Here is a 22,859-nt window from a genome sequence, read left to right on the forward strand (position 1 = left end):
ATCAGGCGTCGATCCGGGTGATTTTACGAATGAAGATAAAGCCCATGATCTGCATGATGATCATCACGCTGAGCACGATCAGGCCGTTGCGCGTGGTGTACAGCTGGCTCATGGCCTCGGGCTCGATAAAGCTCAGGATCACCGCAAGAAAGATCGGCAGCATGGCCATGAAGCTGCCCTGCGCCTTGCCCTGGGCGGTGAGGCTGTCGATCTTGCCTTCCATGACCTTTTTGCGTCGCAGCATGGCGGCCAGGGTGTTGATGGTCTCCACCAGATTGCCACCGACCTCACGGCTGATGCGGATGGCCGAGCTGGCCATGATGAACGAGGGCAGTGGCAGGCGCTGTTCCAGCTTGACCAGCGCGTCTTCCAGAGTGACACCCAGGCGGATGTTCTTGATCAGCAGGCCGAATTCCTGCGACAGCGGCGCCGGCGATTGCTGCACTACGTTTTCCAGCGCCATGTTCAGGCTGGCACCCGACTGCAGGCTGCTCGACAGCAGCATGAAGGCATCCGGCAGCTGCTCCTCGAACTGGCGCAGGCGCTTCCCGCGGATCTGGCCGATCACCAGCTTGGGCACGAACAGCATCAGCAGGGCGCCGGCCACGGTGATAAGCGTGATGTTGAACACCACGTGCAGGAACAGCGGCACCAGCACCAGCAGCATGGCGTTGACGAGAAACAACTGCTTGCCACTGGCGAAGATGAACATGTCGGCCATGTCCAGTTCGGTGCTGCGGCTGAACTGCGCTCGGTAAAACTTCATGCTGTCGGCGACACGCTCGCTCAACAGCATGGCCACGGCGAAGCCGGCCAGCGCCAGCAACGCCGCGCAGAGGTACAGCAGCAACTCAGTCATCACATTGCACCCGTACGGAAGATGCCCATGTTCACACCGATGCCACGATGGTTCAGTTCCTCGTAGAACTCCGGCACCTGGCCGGTGGCCTGGAAGGTGCCGCGCACTCGGCCCTGTTCGTCGAAACCGTTCTGCTGGAAGGTGAAGATCTCGTTGAGCTGGATGGTGCTCTGCTCCATGCCGGTGAGCTCGGTGATGCTGGTGATGCGCCGCGAGCCGTCGCCGAAGCGGGTCTGCTGCACAATGATCTGCACCGCCGAGGCGATCTGTTCGCGAATGGCCTGCACCGGCAGGTCCATGCCCGCCATCAGCACCATCACCTCCAGACGGCGCAGCATGTCGCGCGGGCTGTTGGCATGGCCGGTTGTGAGCGAGCCGTCGTGGCCGGTGTTCATCGCCTGCAGCATGTCCAGCGCTTCGCCGCCACGGCATTCGCCGACCACGATGCGGTCGGGGCGCATCCGCAGACAGTTGCGCACCAGATCACGAATGGTCACTTGGCCCTTGCCTTCCATGTTGGCCGGCCGTGCCTCGAGCGAGACCACGTGTGGCTGCACCAGCTTCAGTTCGGCGGCGTCCTCGACGGTAACCACGCGCTCGTCCAGGGGGATGAAGTTGGACAGGATGTTGAGCAGGGTGGTCTTGCCCGATCCGGTACCGCCGGAGACCACGATGTTCATGCGCTGCTCCACGGCCGTGCGCAGAAACTCAACCATCGGTTCGTTGATCGAGCCGTATTTGATCAGGTCGTCGGTGGTGAGCTTCTTCTCGGAGAACTTACGGATGGTCAGGCACGGGCCGCGCAATGCCAGCGGAGGAATGATGGCGTTGACCCGCGAGCCGTCCTTGAGGCGCGCATCGACCATGGGCGAGCTTTCGTCGATACGCCGGCCCAGCGGCGAGATGATGCGCTCGATGGTCGACAGCACCGCGGCATTGGAACTGAAGTTGATGCTGGTCTTCTCCAGGCGTCCTGCGCGCTCGACGTAGATGTCGTCGTGGGCGTTGACCATGATTTCGCTGACGCTCTTGTCGGCCAGCAAGTCTTCCAGCGGGCCCAGGCCGGTGGCCTCGTCGAGCACGATCTTGTGCAGCACCTCGCGCTTGACTGACGGCGGCAAGCGCCCAGCCACCTGATTGAGCAGCTCATCGACCAGGTCTGAGAGGGTGGCGCGCACCTCCTCGGGGCCCATGCTGTCGAGGTTCATGCGCCTCAGGTCGAGGGCACGGAACAGCTCCAGTTGAACGAACTGTGCCCACTCCATGTAGGCTTCACGGCCGTCGTCAGTGACCTCGACGTCGACCGGCACCGCCGCTGCAATGGCCTCTTCGGTGCTGTCGGGCAACAGGGTTTCATTCTGTACCGCCAGTGGTCGCACCCGCACCAGGTAACTGCCGATGCCGATGACATCCTCGGCGCTGAGCGGGCCATGGCGGTTGACCACGCGGTCGTTGACCCGTACTTCGTAGCCGCGGCTGACGTCCTCGACGAACAAGCCAGCCAGCGACTGCTCGATGCGCGCGTGCACCGGTGCGACCTTCCAGCCGCGCAGGCGAATCAGGCCGGTACGCGCCTTGCCCAGCTCGCAGATGGCGGTGGTACAGGTCAGCTTGTCGACGGGCTGGCCATCTTTGTAGGTAATTTCGATCTCGAACATGGCGCGCCTCAGTCGATCAGGTCGATGGAGCCGAAGGTGGCCTGGTATGTCTCGATCATCTTGTCCTGGCGCTCAAGTTCTTGCTGGGTCGGGCTGTTCGCTCCGGCAGTCATCAGCCGCGGGGTGATGAAGATCACCAGCTCGGTGCGGTTGGCTTTCCCGCTGCGGTTGCTAAACAGGCTGCCGATGAAGGGGACGTCTTTGAGAAAGACGATGCCTTCCTTGGTGGACTGACTGTCTTCGGTCACCAGGCCAGACAGCACCAGCGTTTCACCGACTTTCAGCTGTACTTCGTTCTCGGTGCGGCGGGTCTTGAATGCTGGGTATTCGCCGACCTGGTTGGCCTTGTCCAGTTGGCTGATCTCGGCGAGGACGTGGGTAGCGATCTGGTCGCTGCCGTAGAGCTGGGGGGCGATGTTGAGCAGGATGCCGAAGTCCTTGTACTCCACCGATGGGCCATTGATGCTGCTGGTGACAACGGGTACCTGGCCGCCGACAGTCAGCTCGGCCTTGCCGCCACTGCGTGCTGACAGGCGCGGGGAGGCGAGGGTGAGGGCCGAGCCGTTTTTTTCGAGCAAGTTGATGCGTGAGGTCAATTCGCTGGCAATGCCCCAGTAAGCGTGCGAGCCGGCGCCACCGACCACCTGATTGAGGGCATCGAAGGTGCCGCCGGCGCTGTCGAACTGGCCGCGGTAAAGGTTATTTGTGCCGCCGTCGGCATTGAACGCCAGCGTCGGGCCATTGATGGAAGTGCTCCAGTTGACGCCAAGCTCTTCAACGTCATCCTTGGCGAACTCAGTGATGCGTACGTCGAAGTAGATCATCGGCGCCAGGAACTCGGACATCGGCTGCGCCAGTACCAGTACATCGGGATAGCGCTCCTTGAGCAGGTCGATGCGGCTCATATCCACGGCGTGCAGGTCGCCGTCGATGACGATCTGGCGGCCTACGGATTTGATCTTGATCCCTGGAATCTGCCCCAGCATGGCCTGCACTTCAGCCAGCACCTCCCCGGAGTCGGCCTTGGTGGCCGCGCCGCTTTGCTCTTCAGCCAGCACCAGCACGTTGTCGTAGAATTTCGCCGCTTCCTTGACGCGGGTGAGGTATTCCCCGCTGAGGCGGCCTTCGAGCACCACCTGGCGGCCGACGGTACGAATCTTCAGGCCCGGGATATCGCTGAGCAGTGCCTTGAGTTCGCCAAACTGGCGGTAGCCGTTGGCCTTGGCCACGACCACGCTCAGCTGCTTGCGAGTGTCATCGTCGAACCAGATCTGCACCGTGGTTTCACCCGGTTGCTGGGCGGTCACCACGATTTCCTCGTTCTTCAGCATGGTCGCGCTGATGATTTCAACGTTGCCGACGGCCACTCGCTCGACGCCTGGTGCTTCCAGTACGCGAACATCGCCGTCATAGAGGACAACGGCGTTGGGGAGCTCGGCAGCATGGCCGGCACCGCTTAGGCACAGGGCGCAGAGAACGCCGAATACGCTTTGTTTTTTCATGATTGCCCCAGCAAAACTTCTAAGGTGGTGATCACGTGCCGCAACGCGGCACGTTGAGGTTCTGGTTATTCCAGACGCAGCGTCTGAACCGGAATCACGCCGTTGCTGCCGGTTCCTCCGGGAATGAACTGGATCATGCGGCTGGCGTCGCGCTTGTTTGCATTGGGGCCGGCATTGCGAGGGGATTCCAGGGTGACGGTGACGCCGCGGTAGAGAACATTGCCGTTGGCATCGATCACCTTGCCGTCGACCAGGCGGCCGATCAGCTTGCCGTCGGCGCCGTAGACGCGGTCGCCACGCAGGGTGCCGATCACGTTGCCCTGGGCGTCGCGGACGACCTGCACGACGTCCTGCTGCACGTCGAGGCTGGAGCCGTCGATGGCATTCCCGCTGCCATCCAGGGCCTTGCCGTCCTTGACCGAGCCGACGGTGCGGCCCTGGGCGTCGACGATCTTGTCGCCAACCACGGTGCCGATCACGTTGCCGTTGGCATCGCGTACCACCTGGGCGGCATCGGCCAGTGGCTTGCCGTCGGCGCCGAGCAGGGCCTGTTCGACTTCTCCGAGCACCTTGCCGTTGGCGTCGACCGCCTTGCCGTCCTTGACGCTACCCAACACGTTGCCCTCGGCGTCGACCAGCTTGCCATCGGTAATGGTGCCGAGGATCTTGCCATCGGCGCCGCGCACAACTTCGCCCATTTCGCCGACCAGGTTGCCGTTGGCGTCGAACAGGGCGGTGCTCAGGGTGCCGAGAATCTTGCCGTCCAGACCGATGGCCTGGCCGTCCCTGACGTGACCGATGAGCACGCCGTTGGCATCCTTGATCTCGTCGCCATGGACGAATCCAATGACCTTGCCGTTTGCGTCACGTACTACCGGACGTTCATGGGTTTGCGCTGCTGCAGGGCTTTGCACCTGGGAGCTGCGCATATCGATGACCTGGCCGCTGGCGTCTAGCGCGACGTTTTCCTCGACGCGTCCAAGACTCTGGCCATCCATGCCGATAGCCTTGCCGTCTTCGTATTTGCCGATGACCTGGCCGTTGCGGTCGACTACCTGACCGTTAACCACCTTGCCGATGACATTGCCGGCCTCGTCACGTATCACGGTGGCCTGTTCGCGCATCCGCAGTAGCGGATCGTCGGCAGAAAGACCACGCACGATGCGGCCCATGATCTTGCCGTCCAGACCGATGGCCTTACCGTCAACAATATGGCCGATGATGCGACCGTCGTGATCGACCACGTTGTCGCCGACGATGCGCCCTAGCAGTTTGCCGTTGGCGTCGAGTACGACGTCGACGGTTTCGGCCGGGAGCGGGTCGAGCAGGTTGGCCACTGTGATCTGATCCAGCGAAGCAATGCTGGTGTCCTTCGGATTACGCAGTACCGCTACCAGCTCGCCGGCCTTTTCTGCCACTTCGACACGTGCTGCCTGCGCTGGCGTCAGCATCAGCGACAGGGTAGAGAAACTCATGTTGAAGCCATCGGACGAGTTGCGGTCGTAGTGTTTCTCGTACTTCTTGCCCTTGGCGTCTTCACGTCCTGCGGCCAGCACTTCTACGTTTTCTAGCACGGTCATGACGACCTGGTCGGAATAGTTGGGTTGCTGCTGCAGGCCGACGTCGTTCGCGGAGAAGCTGCCCAGCAGGTCGATGCGATCGCCCGGGCGCAGCATGCCGTCGAAAGAGTTGATCTTGTTGACCTGCACGGTCTTGATGCGCTTGCCCAGTTCGACGTTTTCCGAAAGGCGCGAGATGCGGCTGCTTTCCAGTGCATCCCAGGTGATCGGCCGGCCACGTTGCAGCGGATTAACTACCATGCGGTTTTCAACGCGCGGCCAGTCTTCGGCCAGCACCGCATTGGAAGGCAGGTAGTCACGGGGCACGTCCATGGCCGCAACATTTTCCCGGGACAGCGTCTGGGATTTGCCGATGTCTTCCTTGGGCACTACCACCGAGGTCATGATCTGGGTGGCGGGCTTGTAAGCAGCCTTGTACTGGGACTCCTTGGCCTTCAGGTACGCCCAGCCCAGAAACGCGGCCAGCAACCCGCAGGCGATGGCGATTAGCAGTAGTTTTTTACCTGAGACCGATGACATGTTGCTCCCCGTTCATAAACGCCCCCGGCACTGCGAGGCGACTGCAATGTGTTTTTTTATTTGTCTGATACAACCCAATGCCCGCCCGGATAGAGCGTGGCCTGCTTGGCGGCGTTACAAGCGCTGGCGGTAGTCTTCACATGGCGCAGGGAGGCTGGATCTGCCAGCGCCCGTTTGCCTGAATTGCCCAGCGTGGCGACCGGTGTGCTTAAGCTGCCCACGGAAATGATTTCGATGTCAGCCATCTGCGCGTTGCTCATGACCACGCACGGCGAGAGGTTTTCCCACCCCGCTGGCGGGGTGGCGTAGGCCACGCTGAGCAGTTGTTCAGCACTGGCGTTCAGGCCGCCTGCGCGCAGGTCGGTCTGTGCGTACACGCTGGCCAGGCCATAGATCTTTCCGCGTGACTCGAAGCCCGCGGGCTGCTTGCTGTCGCCTACGTACAGGGTGTTGCTGGGCTCGCGTTTATCCACCGTGACGCCGCTGGGCAGGGTCATGGGGCGGTAGCTGCCGGGATGGTAGTAGCCGCCGTTGTGGTAATAGGCAAAGCCCAGCAGGTTGCCTTGTGCGTCGTATAGCGCCTGAAGTGTCAGGGCGTTGCCGCCTGCGTCGATCGGGGTGGCGCTGACCGGGTTGCCGTTGCCGTCCACGCACAGGCCGGTCAAGTCACAGGTGGCGACGGTCTCGCCGTTTTTATCGACGTATCTGTCGCCGTCCTGAATACCGATCAGGTTGCCCAGTTCGTCGAATATGCCCGTGGGCAGGCTAGCGACTGGTAGCTCGATATCGGGCTGGCTGCCCTCGGTGGAACCATCGTCATAGTCCTCGCCAGGGACCACCTCGCTGTAACGCACGCGATGGCTGTCATACAGCTGCACGCGGTTCATCTCGCGGGACTGCGTGGCGTAGTTGTCATGCACGGCATCGAAGATGTTTTCGACGTCAGTCAGGGTGGCGACCAATACCGCCCCGGTAACGCCTAACACGACCAGGTATTCGGTCATTGACTGCCCAAGTTGCCTGCTGCGCATGATCACTGATCCATCCGTGTGAGCAGGACCTGGGTATTGGTTTCGTGGCGCAGCAGGCCGATTGTCAGCAGTTCGCGGCCCTTGGCGTAGTTGAGCACGACGCTGCCAGCCAGGGTGCTGCGGTGCTCCAGCTGCCATCCACGGTGGAGCATTTCGCTCTCGTACCAGGCGCGGGTGCGCTGGATGTCGTCGGCGACCAACAGCATGGTTACGCGCCCCTTGCGCAGTGGGTCGTCGCTTTGCATATCGCTGACCACCTGCGCTTCGGCGGGCATGGGTACGCCTTCGCCGAGACGCCGATCGCTGGCCCCTGCGACCGGGGGATTGGTCAGCATCAGCTTGCCGTAGCTGTAGCGCTCGTTCTGCGCCTGCACCTGCACCATCATCATGCACTGGTTGTTGATGTGCAGGATCTGCTCCCAGGGGCCAAAGGTCGTGTAATCGACGGCCTCTTTCCATTGCTTGCCGTAGAAATCCTTGACCTGCCGGGGGGTGGCGGGCACACGGAAGCTGCGCACATTCATGGCGGTGTTGTTCCACTGCATGCCGTCGGCAATCGCGCCGACCAGCATGGCGTCCATGCGTGGGAAGTCGTCGTGGTCGCACTCGGCATATGCGCTTGTGCCAAGCAGGCCAAGCAGGGGCAGGGCGACCAGGGGCCAGTGCTTAATCATTGAAATAACAAAAACCGGTTCGTGGATTACAGGCCACCGAGTCGCCGGGAATCGGGTCGGTGTTGACGGGGGCCAGGTCGATATGCCTGAACGACGGCTCCATGATGCTGACGGCCGTCTTGATGACGTCCCACAGGAGGTTGTCTTCCAATCCGGTGCCGAGGACGAAGTCGTCGGATTTTTCACGCATGTGAAGTTCGTCCTGCGCCACCCAGGCATCGGCCAGAATCGCCGAGCGGGCATTGACCGATAATGGCGCAGCGCCGATCAGTGGCGTGCTGCCCAGGGTGCTGCCGGTCAGCGAAACCGGGATGCGTACGTCACTGCTATAGAGGTTGCGGCGGGGGTGGGCGATCTGTAGCAAATCGTCGTCGCCGCGGCCAAAACTGAGGATGTCCACCGCCTTGGTGACCGGGCTCATCAGCGCGTTGTAACCGCCGGTCAATGTGTCGGCGACCGAGGTGGGCGTGCTGTTGCTCATGCTCGAGCCAGCTGCGCTGGCGCCACTGTTGACCATGGGTTGGCTCTGGCCGCTGGTCCAGCGCCAGAAACGGTTGATCATGCTATTGCCAGGAGCTTCAACATCCTCATTGGTAAAAGGCCGAGCCGCCTGTCCATACGCCAGCAGACGGTTTTCCGCGCTGTTGAAGATGTCTTCATTGCTGCGGGTGGGTAAGCCGTCCACGGTATCGAGGCGTGCATACAGGCTTCGATCGGAGGGAGACAAGGAAGAAATCTGGTCTCGGTCGTATTGCGACGGGCTGTGGCCGCTTTTGCTCTGCCCGATGTAGTCCTCGGGCGTGCCGTACCACACGGTGCGCTCCCAGGCTGCATAGCGCGCCATCTCCTGGGATTTGTAAGCCATATCGGTAAGCTTGCCGATCACCGGTACGGCAACGAACATCAGCAATACGCAGCCGGCGACCATGACCACGAATTCGGCCATGGCCTGCCCCCGAGCGAGGTGATGCATGCCGAGGGTGCTCATTGCAGCGCATCCAGCATGCCGCTCTTGACCTGATCAAGCACGTTCTCGCTGATCTGGTTGATCACCGGCTTGGCGACCGGCGAAATCACCGGCGGCAGTTTCTCAAGGGCACGGTCAACGCCCGGCATGATCAGGTAGTCGGTAGAGACATCAAACAGCAGGCCTACTACGGTCGCCGGGCCAAAATCGGGCAGGCCGAGCACCTCGGAGAGGTCGATTTCACCGGAAGCGATCAATTGCACGACCTTGCTCGGCTCACGCAGGCGCGCGTCCCACCAGGGGCTGTATTGGTTGGGCGATTCGTCTCGACCAGACGGCGCGGCGAAATACGTCTCGGCCGAGGACACGGTCATCATTCGCTCGGAGTCGCCGCCCCAGGCGAAGTCCATGGGGTTGTCGCGCGTGTCTGTCTCCAGAGCGAAGCGGCCTTGGCGAATGTTCAGGGCGTCCGGGTTGTCACTGGTCCTTATCGCCTGCAGCGGTTTGGACACGGCTACTGTGAATTCCTTGCTGCGTCCGCTTTCGCTATGGGCGCCACCCAGGGCAAAGAATGACGGCGAGCCGCTGTAGCCGTTGGTGACGTCCTCTGCGCGATTGAGGCCGTAGATCGACAGCACGTTGCCCCAGGCCCAAGTCGCGGCGTGGATGGGGTCCATGGCGTCACCGTAGGGTGTTTTGGAGATCAATCCCGCTTCGACCGGCGTACCCCATTGCGGTCCGAACAGTTTTTCGTCGCCGACATTGGTCACCAACTGATGTGTAGCCCCTCCCAGCGGAATGCCCATGCCGAAGCCAAACTGCAGAGGCGGAACATCAACGCAGCCAAGGACCGGCAGACAAATACGGATTTCCAGGCCAACGTCGATTTGGAAGCCGATTGAGCTGTGGTCCACCGAGGCCCAGCCGTACACCGGAGTCTTGCTTCCCACGGCCGAGGTGCTCAGCGGGTTGTAGACGTAGGCGGTGCCGCCCTCGTTGCCCACGCCGACAAAGGCGGACAGGTTGAGTTTGATCTCGATGAAACCCAGGGAGAAATTGAGCGACAGGTCCAGTGATGGGCCAAAGTTGAAGTCGCGCTGACTCAGCCAGGGGTTGCGCTGGGCGTTAACCAGCGCTGCGTACTGGCGAGCAGCGTTGCGCGAGTCGATATCGTTGGGCGTACCGCTCTTGCTATGCATCTCCGGGGCAATGTTGACCAACATCGAACTGGGCACGAGATCCCCGGTTTTGGAGCCCAGGAAGTCAGCGAGAAACCCTTGGTCATCGGGTTCTTCAAGCCCTTCGGAGTCGTTCGGTGAGGCCGGCAGCGAGCCACCCGGCCCGGGCTCGCTGGCGACGAGCTGGGTGAGCAGGTCCTGAACCGGCAGCATGTCGGCGAAATACGTCAGGATGAAATTCTGGATCAGCAGCGCGGTGCTGAGCGGGGCGACCTCCAGAGTGTCGCCGCCGGGCTTGTCCATCGTGTGCCGCCCCACCACATCGCCGGCAATTCGCGTCTGCGCCTCGAAGGTCGCTATGGCGAAGGCTTTCTGGAAAAAGCCCATGATGGTGTTGAAGCTGGAGACCACCTGTGGATAGACATTGACCACAGGCAGGGAAACGAAGCGGGCGCCAATCCCCAGTATCTGCCAAGGCAACGTTGCCATACCGACCACATCGCCAATAGTCGGGCGGGGAATGATGATGGCAATCGGCAGCTGGTAGACGGGGAAGCTGTTGATCCAGCGTGGGATGTTGGCGTAACGCTTGCCCCATGAAGCAAGCGCCACCACCTGACCAACCGACAGCTCATTGGCCACGATGGCGCGGTTGGTGTAGGCGATCAGGTTCTGGTGACGGGCAAAAAGCTTGGCCTGTGAGTAGGCCGCCGCGTCGGCAGCGTTCTCCACCTGCACGCGGTCACGCGTGAGAATGCCCTGATTGAACAGCAGGATCATGCCCAGCGCGATAATGCCCATGAACAGCAGGCCAAATACCATGGCCTGCCCGTTCTGCCTCTTGAGTTTCACAGACTGTGTCCGGCACTAGGCGTTACTGACGCTCTTCTTGCTGGAAGCTGCCCAGGTTGTGCGCGGTACCGGCTGCTTGTTGCGCTTCGGTACCCGTGGTATTGGCTGCCTGGGTGGCTTGGCCGCCACCCAGTTCAGCCGCCATATCACCGACCTGCTCACGCACCGTGCTGCCGAACAGGTTGTATACAACAATCGCAGAAATTGCGATAAGCGCAACGATGATGATGTATTCGGTCATGCCTTGGCCGAGTTGGCGCGCACGGGATTTGATGGACATTGGTGGGACTCCTTGGGGATCAGTCGGCAAAAAAAGACGGCAGGAGTGCGTTTCCGGATATGCTTCTTCCGAGAAGTTCCATGCCGTTCGTCATTTTTTGAACATTAGCGTAGGAGTTTGAGAAGCCGCCCCGCATGTTTTGATAGGTTTTTAATATTTGGGACGCTGTAGCTTTTTGCTATCGTTCTCTGCTGCCCGTAGTCGATGTCAGGGCCATGAGAGAAGAAGTATGCAATTGCTGACCCAACGCCGGGCAAAAATGGCTCGCTGGATGAATACCGTTCTGGCTCTGTTTTTGCTGACAAGCGGCACCGCCTGGGCGGACGATCCTTTTTCGCCGATGTTAACGCTGCGCATGGGCGACAAGGTGCTCGAACTGGAACGCGAACAGATCGCCGCACTGCCTCAGGCCAGCCTGAGAACCGGCACCACCCTGCACCCTGAGCCTGCGCTTTGGCAGGGGCCGTTGCTGCGTGACGTGCTGGCACTGATAGATGTACCCGCCGATGAAGTGGTGCCGATCCGCATCAGTTCATGGGACGACTATCACGTCGAATTCACCAACGAGGACTTCAACCGCTGGGACGTCATTCTCGCCTGGCGCGTCGATGGCAAGGAGCTGGGCGTGGAAGATCTCGGCCCACTACGGGTGGTTTACCCACTTGATCAGTTCGATGAATTGCGCGACCAGCGCTTTCATTACCGGTGGGTTTGGTTGCTGCGCAGCATTGAGGTCTTGGCCCGTTGACTCCGGCCCCTCAGCTATCGGCGCGAGTCCTCTGCATCGAGGACGAGCTGACTCTGCTTGCCGACCTGCAAGAGGAGTTATGTGCGGCGGGCTACGACGTACGCGTGGCCAGTTCGGTGGCGCAGGCGCTGATCGTCTTGGACGATTTCACGCCCGACCTCGTGTTGTGCGATGTGATGCTCGGGGCCGACGATCAGCCGGACGGCTATGCCCTCCACCAGCATATCCGTCAGCAGCGTCCGGACCTGGCCGCGACGCCATTCATCCTCCTCACCGCTCTGGGCCAGCGCAGCGATCTGCTACAGGCCAAGCGGCTTGGCATCGACGATTATCTGGTTAAACCGGTCGACTATGACCTGCTGCTGGCTACCATCGCTGCGCGCCTGGCTTCGGTCGGACGGGTGCGCGACAGTCAGGCATTCAGCCGCACCGAATTGCTTGGGCGCATGCGCGACGTCTTTGCCCAGCTGCCCGGAGCGGTGCTGTTGTGCGACGGCGACGGCAATCTGCTGCATGCCAACCATCAGGCCCAGGCGCTAATGCAGGAGCATGGCCTTTGGCGTGTCGATGCCAAGGGACGACTGGAGTGGCCGTACGCCCTGCCGGCGGCATTGCAGACGCTGAAGCAAAACATCGCCGAGTTGAGTCAGTGCGCGACCGGGGTGCGCCGCGTGCAGACCCTGGAAATGCGCCGGGCCACTGATGCCGTGTTGCTGGGGCTGCTCAAGCTCGACGGAGCTGAGCACGCGGTGGCGGCGCAGCAACTGTTCGCGCTGTTCGTCTGCAGCGCGCAGAGCCGTCCCGTGCCTGAGGTGGAGGCGTTGCGCCTGCTGTTCGGCCTGACCCGCAGTGAGGCGCGGGTGGCGCGTCTGATGGCCCAGGGCATCCGTTCGGAAGCGGTGGCAGAAGCGCTGGGGGTTTCCGTAGCGACGGTGAATTTCCACCTGCGCAACCTCTTCCAAAAGACTGGCGTAACGCGCCAGAGCGAATTGGTGGCGCAGATCCTGGCGGCAGGCTGGACCCTTCCGGAGATGGCCGGGGACTGCCGGTGAGACGGCGCGAGCGTTGGTTCACCGGGGCGCTGCTGCTGTTGATGGCGGCTTCCGCCGGCCTGATCGGGTACAGCCTGATGGCCCTGGCCAATTTGCAGAAAGATCTATCCCAGGATCCGGGCGAGGACATGGTTTGGGCCATCACCCAGGCGAGCTACCAGAACAACCTGCTGCTGCAGGCTCAGTACGCTCCGGGTGAGGGGCACCGCGGCAATCGGGCGCTGCAGCATGCCCTGCTGCGCGGCAGGCTGGCAGTGCTGCTGGCGCCGGTGCAGGAGCCGTTCATGGAGCGCGCAGGCGCACGCGAGCCGCTGCTGCGAATCAAGCAAATGCTCGCCGAGCCCCAGCCGGATCACGGGCTGATACAGGTGGAGCTGCATACCATCGGTCAGCAGATCATGCGCACCCGGCTCGACCTGGCCGGTGAGCGCCGCGATGACCACGAGGACCTGCTGCGCCTGCTCATCGTCTGTATTGGCGGGGTGACCCTGGCTGGCGGCCTGCTCTGCTGGCAGCTGCTGGGCAGCCTGTCCCGCGTGCGCCGGGCCCGCGACCAAGCGCGCGGCTTGCTTGACGCGCTGGAGCGCGAAAAGGAGGCAACCCGGCGCTATCGAGACTTCGTTTCGGTGATGTCGCATCAGTTGCGCACGCCACTGGCCGTGATCGACTCCAGCGCCCAGCGACTGGCCCGCCAGGATGCGGAGCATGAGGCTGTGCAAACGCGCCTGCAGCGCATCCGCAGCTCGGTTCGCCAGCTCAACCAACTGGTCACCCGCGTGCTGCAGGGCTTGCGGGTGGACGAGCAGCGAGGCGAGGGCGTCGCGCTGGAATACCAGCGCTGTGACTGGGAAGACCTGGTGCGCCAGGCGCTCGACGGCTTCGGCGAGCTGCTCGCGACACGGCCGATTGAACTGAACTGGGCACCGGGCATCGTCCGCCCTTTGTGGATCGAATGCGACCGCCTGTGGTGCGTTGAAGTGCTCACCAACCTGATTTCCAATGCGGACAAGTACAGTCCGCCGGGCGCGCCAATTACCATCGCGGTCGATAAAGCGGACGGAATGCTGGTCTGCTCGGTATGCGATTCGGGCCCGGGCATTCCCGAAGACAGTATGCCGAGGCTGTTCGAGCCCTTTTATCGTGGGCAGGCGCAGGAAACTGGCAGCGATGGTGTTGGCCTCGGCCTATCCATTGCGCGCGCGCTGGTGCATTGGCATGGTGGACAGCTGACGGCGACCAACCGCAGTGAATGCGGTGCATGCTTCACGCTGCAGCTTCCGTTACGTCAATCGCGAGCGTAACGCCTGCTGAGAACCATCTCGCTGCGTTGGGCCTGGCGGCGTGTCAACCAGCTCTAGCTACTGATATCGCGCCAGTCACGCAGCGCTGCAGGCAGTTCCGCCAGATTGGCGATGATCGCATCCGGCTGAGAGTCATACTGTTGCCAAGGCGCTCTGCCGGGGTTGAACCAGATGGCGCGCATGCCGGCTTGTTGTGCGCCGCTGATATCGTCGCTCGGGTGATCCCCGATATGCACGGCTTGCTCTGCGGCTACGCCGGCAAGCCTGAGTGCTTCCTGGAAAGGGCGCGGGTCGGGCTTGCCGATGCCCAGTTCTTCGGCGCACAAGGCGAAGTGGAAATAGTCGGCCAAACCCAGCCGGCGCACGTCGGCGTTGCCGTTGGTGATCACGCCCAGGGTGTAGTGGTTGGCGAGCAGCTCCAGGGTCGGGTGGACTTCGGGAAACAGCTGGATCGCATGCCGTGCTTCGAGAAATACCTGAAAGGCCTGTTCGGCCAGCTCGCGCGCTTCGCCCTGCGGATAGCCGGCCTGCTCCAGTGCGTGGCAGAGAATACGCCGCCGCAGCTCGCTGATGCGATGGCGAAGCTGCGGATCGGCGTCCAGCAGCCTGCGCCTGATCGCCCCCAACGCCTCGATGGAAACATCGCTCAGGCCGGGCGCGTGGCTGGCCAGCCATTCGCGCAGCCTGAGCTCGGCGCTGTGAAGCACGGGGCCGACGTCCCACAGGGTGTCGTCCAGGTCGAAGGTGATCAGGCGAATAGTCACGTTTCGTGGTCCTGCTTGCGTTTGGCGCGCGGGTGCGCCTGGTCATAGACCTTGGCCAGGTGCTGGAAATCCAGGTGCGTGTAGATCTGGGTGGTGCCGATATCGGCATGGCCGAGGAGATCCTGGACCGAGCGCAAGTCCTGGGACGATTCCAGCAGGTGGCTGGCGAAACTGTGACGCAGCATGTGCGGGTGCAGGTGCTGGCCCAGCTCGCGAACGCCGGCCTGGCGTACCCGCACCTGAATAGCCCGTGCGCCTAGGCGGCGGCCCTTTTGGCTGACGAAAACCGCACCATCGACCGGGTTGCTCAAAGCGCGCAATGGCAGCCAGGCCTGCAAGGCTTCGCGAGCCTTGCGGCCGACCGGCAGCACACGCGCCTTGTTGCCTTTGCCATGCACCTGAACCAGGCCGGCCGGCAGATCCAGTTGATCGAGATTCAGGCCGACCAGCTCCGCCAGGCGCAGGCCTGACGAATAGAACAGCTCCAGCATGGCCTGGTCGCGGTGCCCGATGAAATCGTCTTCGACGCCGCCGTCGAGCAGCTGCATCGCACGATCGGTATCCAGCAATCGTGGCAGGCGCTTTTCGCCTTTCGGAGGGGAGATGCCCGCTGCCGGGTCGTGGGCGCAGCGCCCTTCCTGATTCAGGTAGCGATACAAACCACGCAGCGACGACAGCAGGCGCGCCAGGCTGCGACTGGAGAGCCCTTTGCGATGCTGATCAGCAATCAGCTGGCGAACGTGGTGGGTCGTAAGCTCGGACCACTGCTGCAACGGCTGCTTCGCGCAGTAATCAACCACCTTGAGCAGGTCGCGCCGATAACCATCCAGGGTGTGCGGTGACACCTGCCGCTCGCTGCGCAGGTACTGGAAGTAGGCATCGAGGTCGGTTTGCATCGAGTGTCCTCAGACCGCTCGCCGTAGCGTGTTCCACCGAGCGGTATGGTGGATGTAGAGAGCGACATCCACCCTATGTTTTCCCGGCGTGCATAGGGTGGAACGGGCTCCACCGATCCTCAAAGCGTCTCAGCGTACCGAGCGCAGTGGGGTAGAGAAGCGCGGCAGGACGCGGGTCAGTATCTCGGCGATATAACCCAGGAAGAGGGTGCCCAGCGAGCTCTTGTAATGCTGCGGATCGCGGCTGCCGATGGCCAGGATGCCTTGCTGATTATTCAAAGCGACCACAGCGGCGGAACCGATTTCCTTGCTGGCTTCTTCGTTGAAGAGAAACGCCAGCTCGTGGGGACGTAGCGCGCCGCAGATCGTCTTGCCACCCGCCAGCAGGCCGCCAATGGCTTGCTGTGCTTCGGCCTGGCTGACGCTGCGACCAACCGAGAGCGGGGTTTCGCTGAACAGGATCAGGCTGACGAACGGCACCTGGAACTCGTGGCGCAGGCTCTCATCCACGGCGCCGATGACATCTTCCAGGCTGCTGGCATCGAGCAGGTCGAGCACCAGACGGCGGGTCTTGTCGAACAGCCGGTCATTGTCGCGAGCCACGTCCATCAGTTGCGACAGGCGGTGGCGCATCTCGATATTGCGCTCGCGCAACAGCTTCACCTGGCGCTCGACCAGCGATACGGCGCCGCCCGGCAAGTGGGGAATGCGCAGCTCGGGAATCAGCTCGTCGTGATCGACGAAAAACTCCGGGTGAGCGCTGAGGTAGGCTGCGACAGCGTCGGCGTCGGGCAACTGCGGGCTGGTTGGGTTCTGCTCGGTCATAGACGAACCTGTCCTTCAAAAACGCGCACGGCGGGGCCGGTCATGATAACGGGCTGTCCGGAACCTGCCCATTCGATGGACAGACGGCCACCCGGGAGGTCGATCTGCACCGGCGAATCCATCCAGCCTTGGCGAATCGCCGCAACCGCGGCGGCGCAAGCCCCGGTGCCGCAGGCCTGGGTTTCGCCAGCGCCACGTTCCCACACGCGCAGCCTGGCGTGCTGGCGATTGAGAACCTGTAGAAAGCCGGCGTTGACCCGTTGCGGAAAGCGCGGGTGATGTTCGATCTTCGGCCCCAATTCATGCACCGGGGCACTGTCGATTTCGTTCACGCGCAACACGGCGTGGGGGTTGCCCATGGAGACCGCCGCGATTTCCAGCGACTGGCCGTCGACCTCCAGCGGGTAACTCAAGGCTTCGCTGTCTGCCAGGAACGGAACTTCCGCCGGAGCCAGCCGTGGCGGGCCCATGTCGACGCTGACCTGGCCGTCGGCGCGCAGGTTCAGCACGATGATGCCGCCCTTCGTTTCGACGCGTATTTCGCGCTTGGTGGTCAGGCGCTTGTCCACCACGAAACGGGCGAAGCAGCGCGCACCGTTACCGCACTGCTCCACTTCCGAACCATCGGCATTGAAGATGCGATAGCGGAAATCAACATCGGGGTTATGCGGTGGCTCGACCAGCAGCAGCTGGTCGAAACCCACGCCGGTATGCCGGTCGCCCCACGCCTTGGCATGCTTGGGCTGAATGTGCGCGTGCTGGCTGATCAGGTCAATGACCATGAAGTCGTTGCCCAGACCGTGCATCTTGGTGAAACGCAGAAGCATCGTTCGGGCCTCAGGCAGGCAGCAGGCTTTCGCCGGCGTAGAGCTCCTGCACACTTTCGCGGCGGCGCACTTCGAAAGCCTGGTCACCGTCCACCAGCACCTCGGCGGCGCGACCGCGAGTGTTGTAGTTGGAACTCATGACGAAGCCGTAGGCTCCAGCCGAACGCACGGCCAGCAGGTCACCTTCGGCCAGGGCCAGCTGGCGATCCTTGGCGAGGAAATCCCCGGTTTCGCAGATCGGTCCGACGATATCGTACGGGCGACCTTCGCCCTCGCGCGGCTGCACTGGCACCACATCCATCCAGGCCTGGTACAGGGCCGGGCGAATCAGGTCGTTCATCGCTGCATCGACGATGGCGAAATCCTTGTGCTCGGTATGCTTGAGGTACTCCACGCGGGTCAGCAGGATGCCTGCATTGGCCACGATGGAACGGCCCGGCTCGAATACCAGCATCAGCTCGCGGCCCTCGATGCGCTGGCGCACGGCCTTGATGTAGTCGCCAGCCAGCGGCGGCTGTTCGTCGCGGTAGCGCACGCCAAGGCCGCCGCCCAGGTCCAGGTGACGGATATGGATGCCGCGTTCGGCCAGGCGGTCCACCAGCACCAACAGGCGGTCCAGGGCGTCGAGGAAGGGCGACAGGCTGGTCAGTTGCGAGCCGATATGACAATCGACGCCGACCACTTCCAGATTGCTCAGCTCGTCGGCGCGGGCATAGACGGCCTCGGCATCGGCGATGGCAATGCCGAACTTGTTTTCCTTGAGTCCGGTGGAGATGTACGGATGGGTACCGGCGTCCACGTCCGGGTTGACCCGCAGCGATACCGGGGCGATGACGTCCAGCTCAGCGGCAACCTGTTGCAGGCGCTCAAGCTCGTCGACAGACTCGACGTTGAAGCAGTGAACGCCCACTTCCAGCGCACGGCGCATGTCGTCACGGGTCTTGCCGACGCCGGAGAAGACGATGCGCTCGGGCTTGCCGCCAGCGGCCAGCACGCGCTCCAGCTCACCGCGCGAAACGATGTCAAAGCCAGCACCGAGGCGCGCCAGGACATTCAGCACGCCAAGGTTGGAGTTGGCTTTCACCGCAAAGCAGACCAGATGGGGCACGCCTGCCAGTGCGTCGGCGTAGGCCCGGTACTGCGCTTCGATATGGGCGCGGGAATAGACGTAGGTGGGGGTGCCGAAGCGTTGCGCGAGAGCGGGCAGTGCCACGCCCTCCGCGAAGAGTTGACCGTCGCGGTACGAGAAGGCCTCCATGGTGATGCCTCCTTACAGTTCGAATCGATCTTTGGAACGTTCTTTGGCGGTCGCCTCGTCATCCGGCAGATACAGCGGGCCTTTCTGGCCGCAGCCGGCGAGCACGGAGCTCAGCACGGTGAGTGCGATAAGAGGAAGCAGCAGACGCTTCATGGTGGAAAATTCCTTGAAAAAATCAATGTCGCGAGTATACCCAGCGCTCGATGGCTTGCCTATGTGAGCGGCAGTTGAGCCTCAGGCCTGATAAGCTCGCCCGCATATCGCGGCTGTTACGCCATTCATTCAGCAGGAAAACGACTCATGAGCCTTAGCGAAGCGCGCTATCACGACCTTGTCGATGCGGTGCAGGAAGAAATCGAGGATGTGTTCGACGACAGCGGACTGGATGTGGATCTGGAAAACTCCGGAGGCGTGCTGACCGTGCGCTTTGAAAACGGCACCCAGCTGATTTTCAGTCGTCAGCCGGCACTGCGGCAGCTCTGGGTCGCGGCACGCTCGGGTGGTTTCCATTTCGACTACGACGAGGCCGCGCAGCACTGGATCTGTGACAGCAACGACGAACGTCTGGGCGAGCTGCTGGCACGCGTGGTGCTGGAGCAGGGTGGCGAGGCGCTCGACTTCGAGGCTCTCTAGGGTACGCGCCGGGGTTCAGACCTTGACCCACTTGCTTATTTATTAGGCTGTGATAGGGTCTGTTCAGGTTTAAAAACCCCGCCTTAGGGCGGGGTTTTTGCTTTTTCCCCTTTGACTTTTTCTGGAGCTGACCAGGACCCATGACCACTGCACCGTCAATCATAATCACCAAACTCGATCTTCAGCGGCTGGAGCGGCTGCTCGACAGCCTGGATGATTACGGTCCAGCTGCCGAGGCGCTTGAGCAGGAATTGTCCCGTGCCCAGGTGGTCGAGCGCAGCGAGCTGCCTGCCGGTGTTGTTTCGATGAACTCACGCGTGCATTGCCGCGATGAAGGCACCAACAAGGACTACCACCTGACGCTGGTGTATCCCCAGGATGCCGGCAAGGAAGGCACTGTTTCGGTACTGGCGCCGGTGGGCAGTGCGCTGCTGGGCATGACCGTAGGCCAGCACATCGATTGGCCGACCCCCGGCGGAAAAGTCCTCAAGCTGACCCTGCTGGAGGTCGAATATCAGCCGGAAGCGGCTGGCGACACCAATCTCTGACAGTTCTGTCGGTACCCGCGGCGTCAGACCTCTCGGGCCATCATGGCCTGGTTCAGCGCCGCCTCCAGATGCGTTTTGTAGCGCAGGTATTGCACGGTCTGCGGGCGACCGCTGCCGTGCAAAGCCGAGAGATCCAAATCGGTGATGTAGCAGGGATAGCGTTCGCCTAGACGACGCTGGGCCAGGATGTAGCGGGCCACCGCGGCAAACAGGCCGTTGCCGTATTCCAGGCTGGAAAACTCCTGCTGATTGCAATACAGCGTCACCTGCGAGCGTTTCTGCTCGCCTGGCTCGACGATGGCCTGCACATCATGCAGTGGATCGTTCACCTCGATGCGCGGCGGGTAGCGGCGCTCCAGCCAGGTGGGGCGATCGCCGAGAGCCGGCATGATTCGATAGAACAGGATCTCCATGCTCGCGCTAGCGGTTGCGTCCAGCGTGTCCTGCGCGCGTCGACGATGCTCCAACGAGTGCAGGAAGCGGCGCAGGGGCGTTAGCAGGCTCTGTTCGTCGCGGTAGGGCAGGCGCTGGCGCCAGAGCGCGTTGAACTCGTCCAGCACGCTCAGTTCGGCCTGATCACCCTCGATACGGTAGAAGATCTGCAGGCAGCCGGTCTTGCCCTGCGCCAGTATCAGCGGCAAATCGTGACCGGCCAGCAGGTTGCGATCCAGATGCAGCGGGCGCTGGCGATGGTGGGCTTCTCCCAGGTACTCGAGCAGCGCACCCAAGTCGTTGAGCTGGGTGTGCTGCAGCTGTTCTGACTGCAGGTCGAACAGGTGAAACTGTTGCCTGACCTGCAGCAGATAGCGGCTGTCGCGGGCTTCGGCGAACGCCTGCTGGCTGTCGCGGATAATCTCTTCCACCCGCCGGGCAATGCTGGTCCCGGTCTGCGGGGTAAAGCAGCGCACCTGTAGTGTGGGACAGTTGCCGTCGACCAGGCTGGCGAGATAGCTGTTCAGGCAGTCGGCCAGGGCCTGTGGGCCGGTGTGGTGGCTGACGATCAGCTCGTTCCAGCTATTGAGCGTGAGTTGATCGATGCTCAGCACCAGGTTTTCCCGTGGCGTGTCGTAACCGGGCAGCTTGGCGCTTTTCGTTGCCGGGGTGTGTTCGGCTTTGAACGGATCGAACCCGGCGTTGATCAGCATCAGCACCTGGGTGGGCACGGCAGCATTGAGCAGCGTCTCTTCGCTGACAGCTGGGGGCGGCATGGGAATCGTTTGGCGCAGGCCGCTCAGCAAGGCGAACAGCTCGGCTTCGGTCATGTCGCTGTCGCCCGGATGGAGAGAGACATGGGTAGCGCTGTCAATGATGCCGTTGAGATGACACCAGCCCAACAGGGGAATCAGCTCGCGGGTGCGCTTGAGCGGCGAGTAGTTTTCGATTTCCCTGGCGTGCAGGCTGCCTTCGTACAGCGCCCAGGACAGGTCGCCGGCCGCGTCGTAGCTTTGCACCAGGGTCAGCTGATCCTCGGCCATGTCTGGCGAGATGCCCAGGTTGATCGCTTCGATCTTGCCGGCCTTGCGCTCGATGGTTGCCTGCAGGCGGCGGCCCAGTATGCCCAGGTCGCGTTCGTCGATGCTGCTGGTGATGTTCTGACGACGGGCAAACTCACCGAGAAAACGGTAGGCGTAGGTCAGCTCGTTGACTAGCGCGCGCCGCTCCTGTTCGACCTGGCGGGTCTTCCACTGGCTGCGCCGATCAAGTTGGATGAACTGGCGCTCGTCCCATTTCCAGTCGCGACTCAGGCGTTCCAGCAGGCAGCGTTGCCAGCTTTTCCGGTGGCGAGTCGGTGGCCGGCTCAGAGGTTTGTTGGTCTTCAGGTAAAGGCAGCGGCGCAGCAGCGCCAGTCGCTCCTGGTCGCCGCGCTGGATAAGGTAGCTCTCGATCCGGTGGTAGGCGGCAATGTAGGGATCGAGCTCGTCGAGCTCCATCTGCCCGCGATAGACGGCTCGCTTGTAATCCAGGCCAAGGCAACGCAACTGCGGATGCTCGCTGGCATAGACCTCGATCAGCAGCAGCTTGAACAACGACTTGTAGGGCGCTTCGAGCGCCTTGTACAGCTGCCACAGCCCCGCGCCGAGGAATTCGCCGGCGGGAATGTTGCCAAGGTTGCCCAGGTCCAATACCTCCTCGCTGCGCACGAAACGCTTGCTGAGCAGGATGTCGACGTAGTCGTCGTAGCGGTGTTCCTCGTAGTCGGGCACCAGCCACCAAAGAGGGGTGCGCCCGCCGAGCCAGATGGCGGTGCGGTAGAACTCGTCCAGCAGCAGGTAATGCTGGGTGGTGCCGCAGTCCTCGGAGGTGAGCTTTGATTCGCGTTGGCCGCGGATAAAGCGCTCGGGATTGATCAGGAAGAAATGCGTCTCGCAGCCCAGGGATGCCGCCCAGCTTTTCAGTGCCTCGCATTTGGTGCGCAGCGCGTCGAGCTGCTGCTGTGGCAGTTGTGGGTCGTGACACACCCACACGTCAAGATCGCTCTGCTCTTCCTGGGCGATGGTGCCCGGACTGCCCATGAGAAAGAGGCTCTGGATCGGTTGCGGAAGCTTGCCGCGCTGAGGCTTGTGGGAGAAGGAACGGCTCAGGCGCTGTGCCTCGGCCAGGGTTTCGGCGTCCGGTTCGAATTCGTCAAGTCCGGCGGGCACGGTGCCGGAAACATAACCCGGCATGATCGGATGGTTCACGTGAAACAGCAGCGGCAACAGTTTGAGCACCGGTTGCTGACGTGCCGGAATCGTCTCGAGCGCCCGTTCCAGACGCCCGCGGTTGATGGTCAAAAAGCGTGCGCGCAGGGTGGCGAGCACCTTGCGGTCGATTCCATCTTCGAGAACCGGGTGTATTTCAGGAAAGCGCGTCATGGATGTTCATGCAGATTAAAGCAGGGCTCGAAGCGGAGTGGGTGACACGGCG

The 22,859-nt window shown here is 62.2% G+C and carries 21 protein-coding genes; 5 read left to right on the forward strand and 16 right to left on the reverse strand.

Translation table 11 applies throughout. The annotated features are described in order from the left end of the window. Position 1: 1 nt before the first annotated feature. The 9 genes from BN1079_RS13755 to BN1079_RS13795 form a co-directional block, all read right to left on the reverse strand. Positions 2-859, reverse strand: a complete 858-nt coding sequence (locus BN1079_RS13755) for a type II secretion system F family protein (RefSeq protein ID WP_037025335.1) — start codon at positions 857-859, stop codon at positions 2-4. After that, positions 859-2,517 (reverse strand): TadA family conjugal transfer-associated ATPase, encoded by a 1,659-nt coding sequence (locus tag BN1079_RS13760; RefSeq protein ID WP_037025337.1) that lies wholly within the window; start codon positions 2,515-2,517, stop codon positions 859-861. The genes BN1079_RS13755 and BN1079_RS13760 overlap by 1 nt, the downstream gene beginning before the upstream one ends. A gap of 8 nt (positions 2,518-2,525) precedes the next feature. After that, on the reverse strand, positions 2,526-4,019 hold the full coding sequence (locus tag BN1079_RS13765) for a type II and III secretion system protein family protein (protein WP_037025340.1): 1,494 nt from the start codon (positions 4,017-4,019) through the stop codon (positions 2,526-2,528). A 65-nt stretch (positions 4,020-4,084) separates the two neighbouring features. Then, the gene (cpaB, locus tag BN1079_RS13770; RefSeq protein WP_037025343.1) at positions 4,085-6,118 is read right to left on the reverse strand and encodes a Flp pilus assembly protein CpaB; all 2,034 of its coding nucleotides are present in this window, start codon (positions 6,116-6,118) and stop codon (positions 4,085-4,087) included. Between the two features lie 56 nt (positions 6,119-6,174). Beyond that, complete coding sequence (locus tag BN1079_RS13775; protein WP_037025352.1) at positions 6,175-7,149, reverse strand: hypothetical protein; 975 nt, start codon at positions 7,147-7,149, stop codon at positions 6,175-6,177. Between the two features lie 2 nt (positions 7,150-7,151). Continuing rightward, the gene (locus BN1079_RS13780) at positions 7,152-7,823 is read right to left on the reverse strand and encodes a hypothetical protein (RefSeq protein ID WP_037025355.1); all 672 of its coding nucleotides are present in this window, start codon (positions 7,821-7,823) and stop codon (positions 7,152-7,154) included. Then, positions 7,816-8,811: a hypothetical protein gene (locus tag BN1079_RS13785; RefSeq protein WP_037025357.1), complete on the reverse strand. Its 996-nt coding sequence runs from the start codon at positions 8,809-8,811 to the stop codon at positions 7,816-7,818. The genes BN1079_RS13780 and BN1079_RS13785 overlap by 8 nt, the downstream gene beginning before the upstream one ends. Beyond that, positions 8,808-10,820 (reverse strand): hypothetical protein, encoded by a 2,013-nt coding sequence (locus BN1079_RS13790; protein ID WP_139053064.1) that lies wholly within the window; start codon positions 10,818-10,820, stop codon positions 8,808-8,810. Before BN1079_RS13790 ends, BN1079_RS13785 begins: the two co-directional genes overlap by 4 nt. 22 nt (positions 10,821-10,842) lie before the next feature. Continuing rightward, on the reverse strand, positions 10,843-11,100 hold the full coding sequence (locus tag BN1079_RS13795) for a Flp family type IVb pilin (protein ID WP_037025362.1): 258 nt from the start codon (positions 11,098-11,100) through the stop codon (positions 10,843-10,845). A gap of 229 nt (positions 11,101-11,329) precedes the next feature. On the opposite strand from BN1079_RS13795, the gene BN1079_RS13800 reads away from it, so the two are divergent. From BN1079_RS13800 to BN1079_RS13810, 3 genes are read left to right on the forward strand one after another with little or no spacing between them, the layout of a single operon-like run. Next, positions 11,330-11,848 carry a putative pterin-binding protein gene (locus BN1079_RS13800; protein WP_052114486.1) on the forward strand — a complete coding sequence of 173 codons (519 nt, stop codon included), beginning with the start codon at positions 11,330-11,332 and terminating at the stop codon, positions 11,846-11,848. Beyond that, entirely contained in the window at positions 11,845-12,900 is a 1,056-nt protein-coding gene (locus BN1079_RS17160) for a response regulator (protein WP_052114487.1), read from the forward strand. The genes BN1079_RS13800 and BN1079_RS17160 overlap by 4 nt, the downstream gene beginning before the upstream one ends. Beyond that, positions 12,897-14,201, forward strand: coding sequence for a sensor histidine kinase (locus BN1079_RS13810; RefSeq protein ID WP_037025363.1), 1,305 nt, complete (start codon positions 12,897-12,899; stop codon positions 14,199-14,201). The genes BN1079_RS17160 and BN1079_RS13810 overlap by 4 nt, the downstream gene beginning before the upstream one ends. A gap of 53 nt (positions 14,202-14,254) precedes the next feature. On the opposite strand, the gene BN1079_RS13815 is transcribed toward BN1079_RS13810, so the two are convergent. The 6 genes from BN1079_RS13815 to lptM form a co-directional block, all read right to left on the reverse strand. Beyond that, positions 14,255-14,965, reverse strand: a complete 711-nt coding sequence (locus tag BN1079_RS13815) for an HAD family hydrolase (RefSeq protein WP_037025364.1) — start codon at positions 14,963-14,965, stop codon at positions 14,255-14,257. Continuing rightward, positions 14,962-15,861 (reverse strand): tyrosine recombinase XerC, encoded by a 900-nt coding sequence (gene xerC, locus BN1079_RS13820; RefSeq protein ID WP_037025365.1) that lies wholly within the window; start codon positions 15,859-15,861, stop codon positions 14,962-14,964. The genes BN1079_RS13815 and xerC overlap by 4 nt, the downstream gene beginning before the upstream one ends. Before the next feature lie 129 nt (positions 15,862-15,990). Continuing rightward, positions 15,991-16,686: a DUF484 family protein gene (locus BN1079_RS13825; protein WP_037025367.1), complete on the reverse strand. Its 696-nt coding sequence runs from the start codon at positions 16,684-16,686 to the stop codon at positions 15,991-15,993. Next, positions 16,683-17,513, reverse strand: a complete 831-nt coding sequence (gene dapF, locus BN1079_RS13830; protein ID WP_037025368.1) for a diaminopimelate epimerase — start codon at positions 17,511-17,513, stop codon at positions 16,683-16,685. Before dapF ends, BN1079_RS13825 begins: the two co-directional genes overlap by 4 nt. A gap of 10 nt (positions 17,514-17,523) precedes the next feature. Further along, the gene (gene lysA, locus BN1079_RS13835) at positions 17,524-18,771 is read right to left on the reverse strand and encodes a diaminopimelate decarboxylase (RefSeq protein ID WP_037025371.1); all 1,248 of its coding nucleotides are present in this window, start codon (positions 18,769-18,771) and stop codon (positions 17,524-17,526) included. 12 nt (positions 18,772-18,783) lie between these two features. After that, entirely contained in the window at positions 18,784-18,924 is a 141-nt protein-coding gene (lptM, locus tag BN1079_RS13840) for an LPS translocon maturation chaperone LptM (RefSeq protein WP_037025374.1), read from the reverse strand. 147 nt (positions 18,925-19,071) lie between these two features. On the opposite strand from lptM, the gene cyaY reads away from it, so the two are divergent. Both cyaY and rnk read left to right on the forward strand, forming a co-directional pair. Continuing rightward, positions 19,072-19,404, forward strand: coding sequence for an iron donor protein CyaY (cyaY, locus tag BN1079_RS13845; RefSeq protein ID WP_037025377.1), 333 nt, complete (start codon positions 19,072-19,074; stop codon positions 19,402-19,404). A gap of 140 nt (positions 19,405-19,544) precedes the next feature. Continuing rightward, positions 19,545-19,952, forward strand: coding sequence for a nucleoside diphosphate kinase regulator (gene rnk, locus BN1079_RS13850; RefSeq protein ID WP_037025380.1), 408 nt, complete (start codon positions 19,545-19,547; stop codon positions 19,950-19,952). Between the two features lie 23 nt (positions 19,953-19,975). Here rnk and BN1079_RS13855 read toward each other — a convergent pair whose 3' ends face one another. Further along, complete coding sequence (locus BN1079_RS13855) at positions 19,976-22,807, reverse strand: class I adenylate cyclase (protein WP_037025382.1); 2,832 nt, start codon at positions 22,805-22,807, stop codon at positions 19,976-19,978. Positions 22,808-22,859: the final 52 nt, after the last annotated feature.

It is taken from the genome of Pseudomonas saudiphocaensis (genome assembly GCF_000756775.1).
Taxonomy (GTDB): domain Bacteria; phylum Pseudomonadota; class Gammaproteobacteria; order Pseudomonadales; family Pseudomonadaceae; genus Stutzerimonas; species Stutzerimonas saudiphocaensis.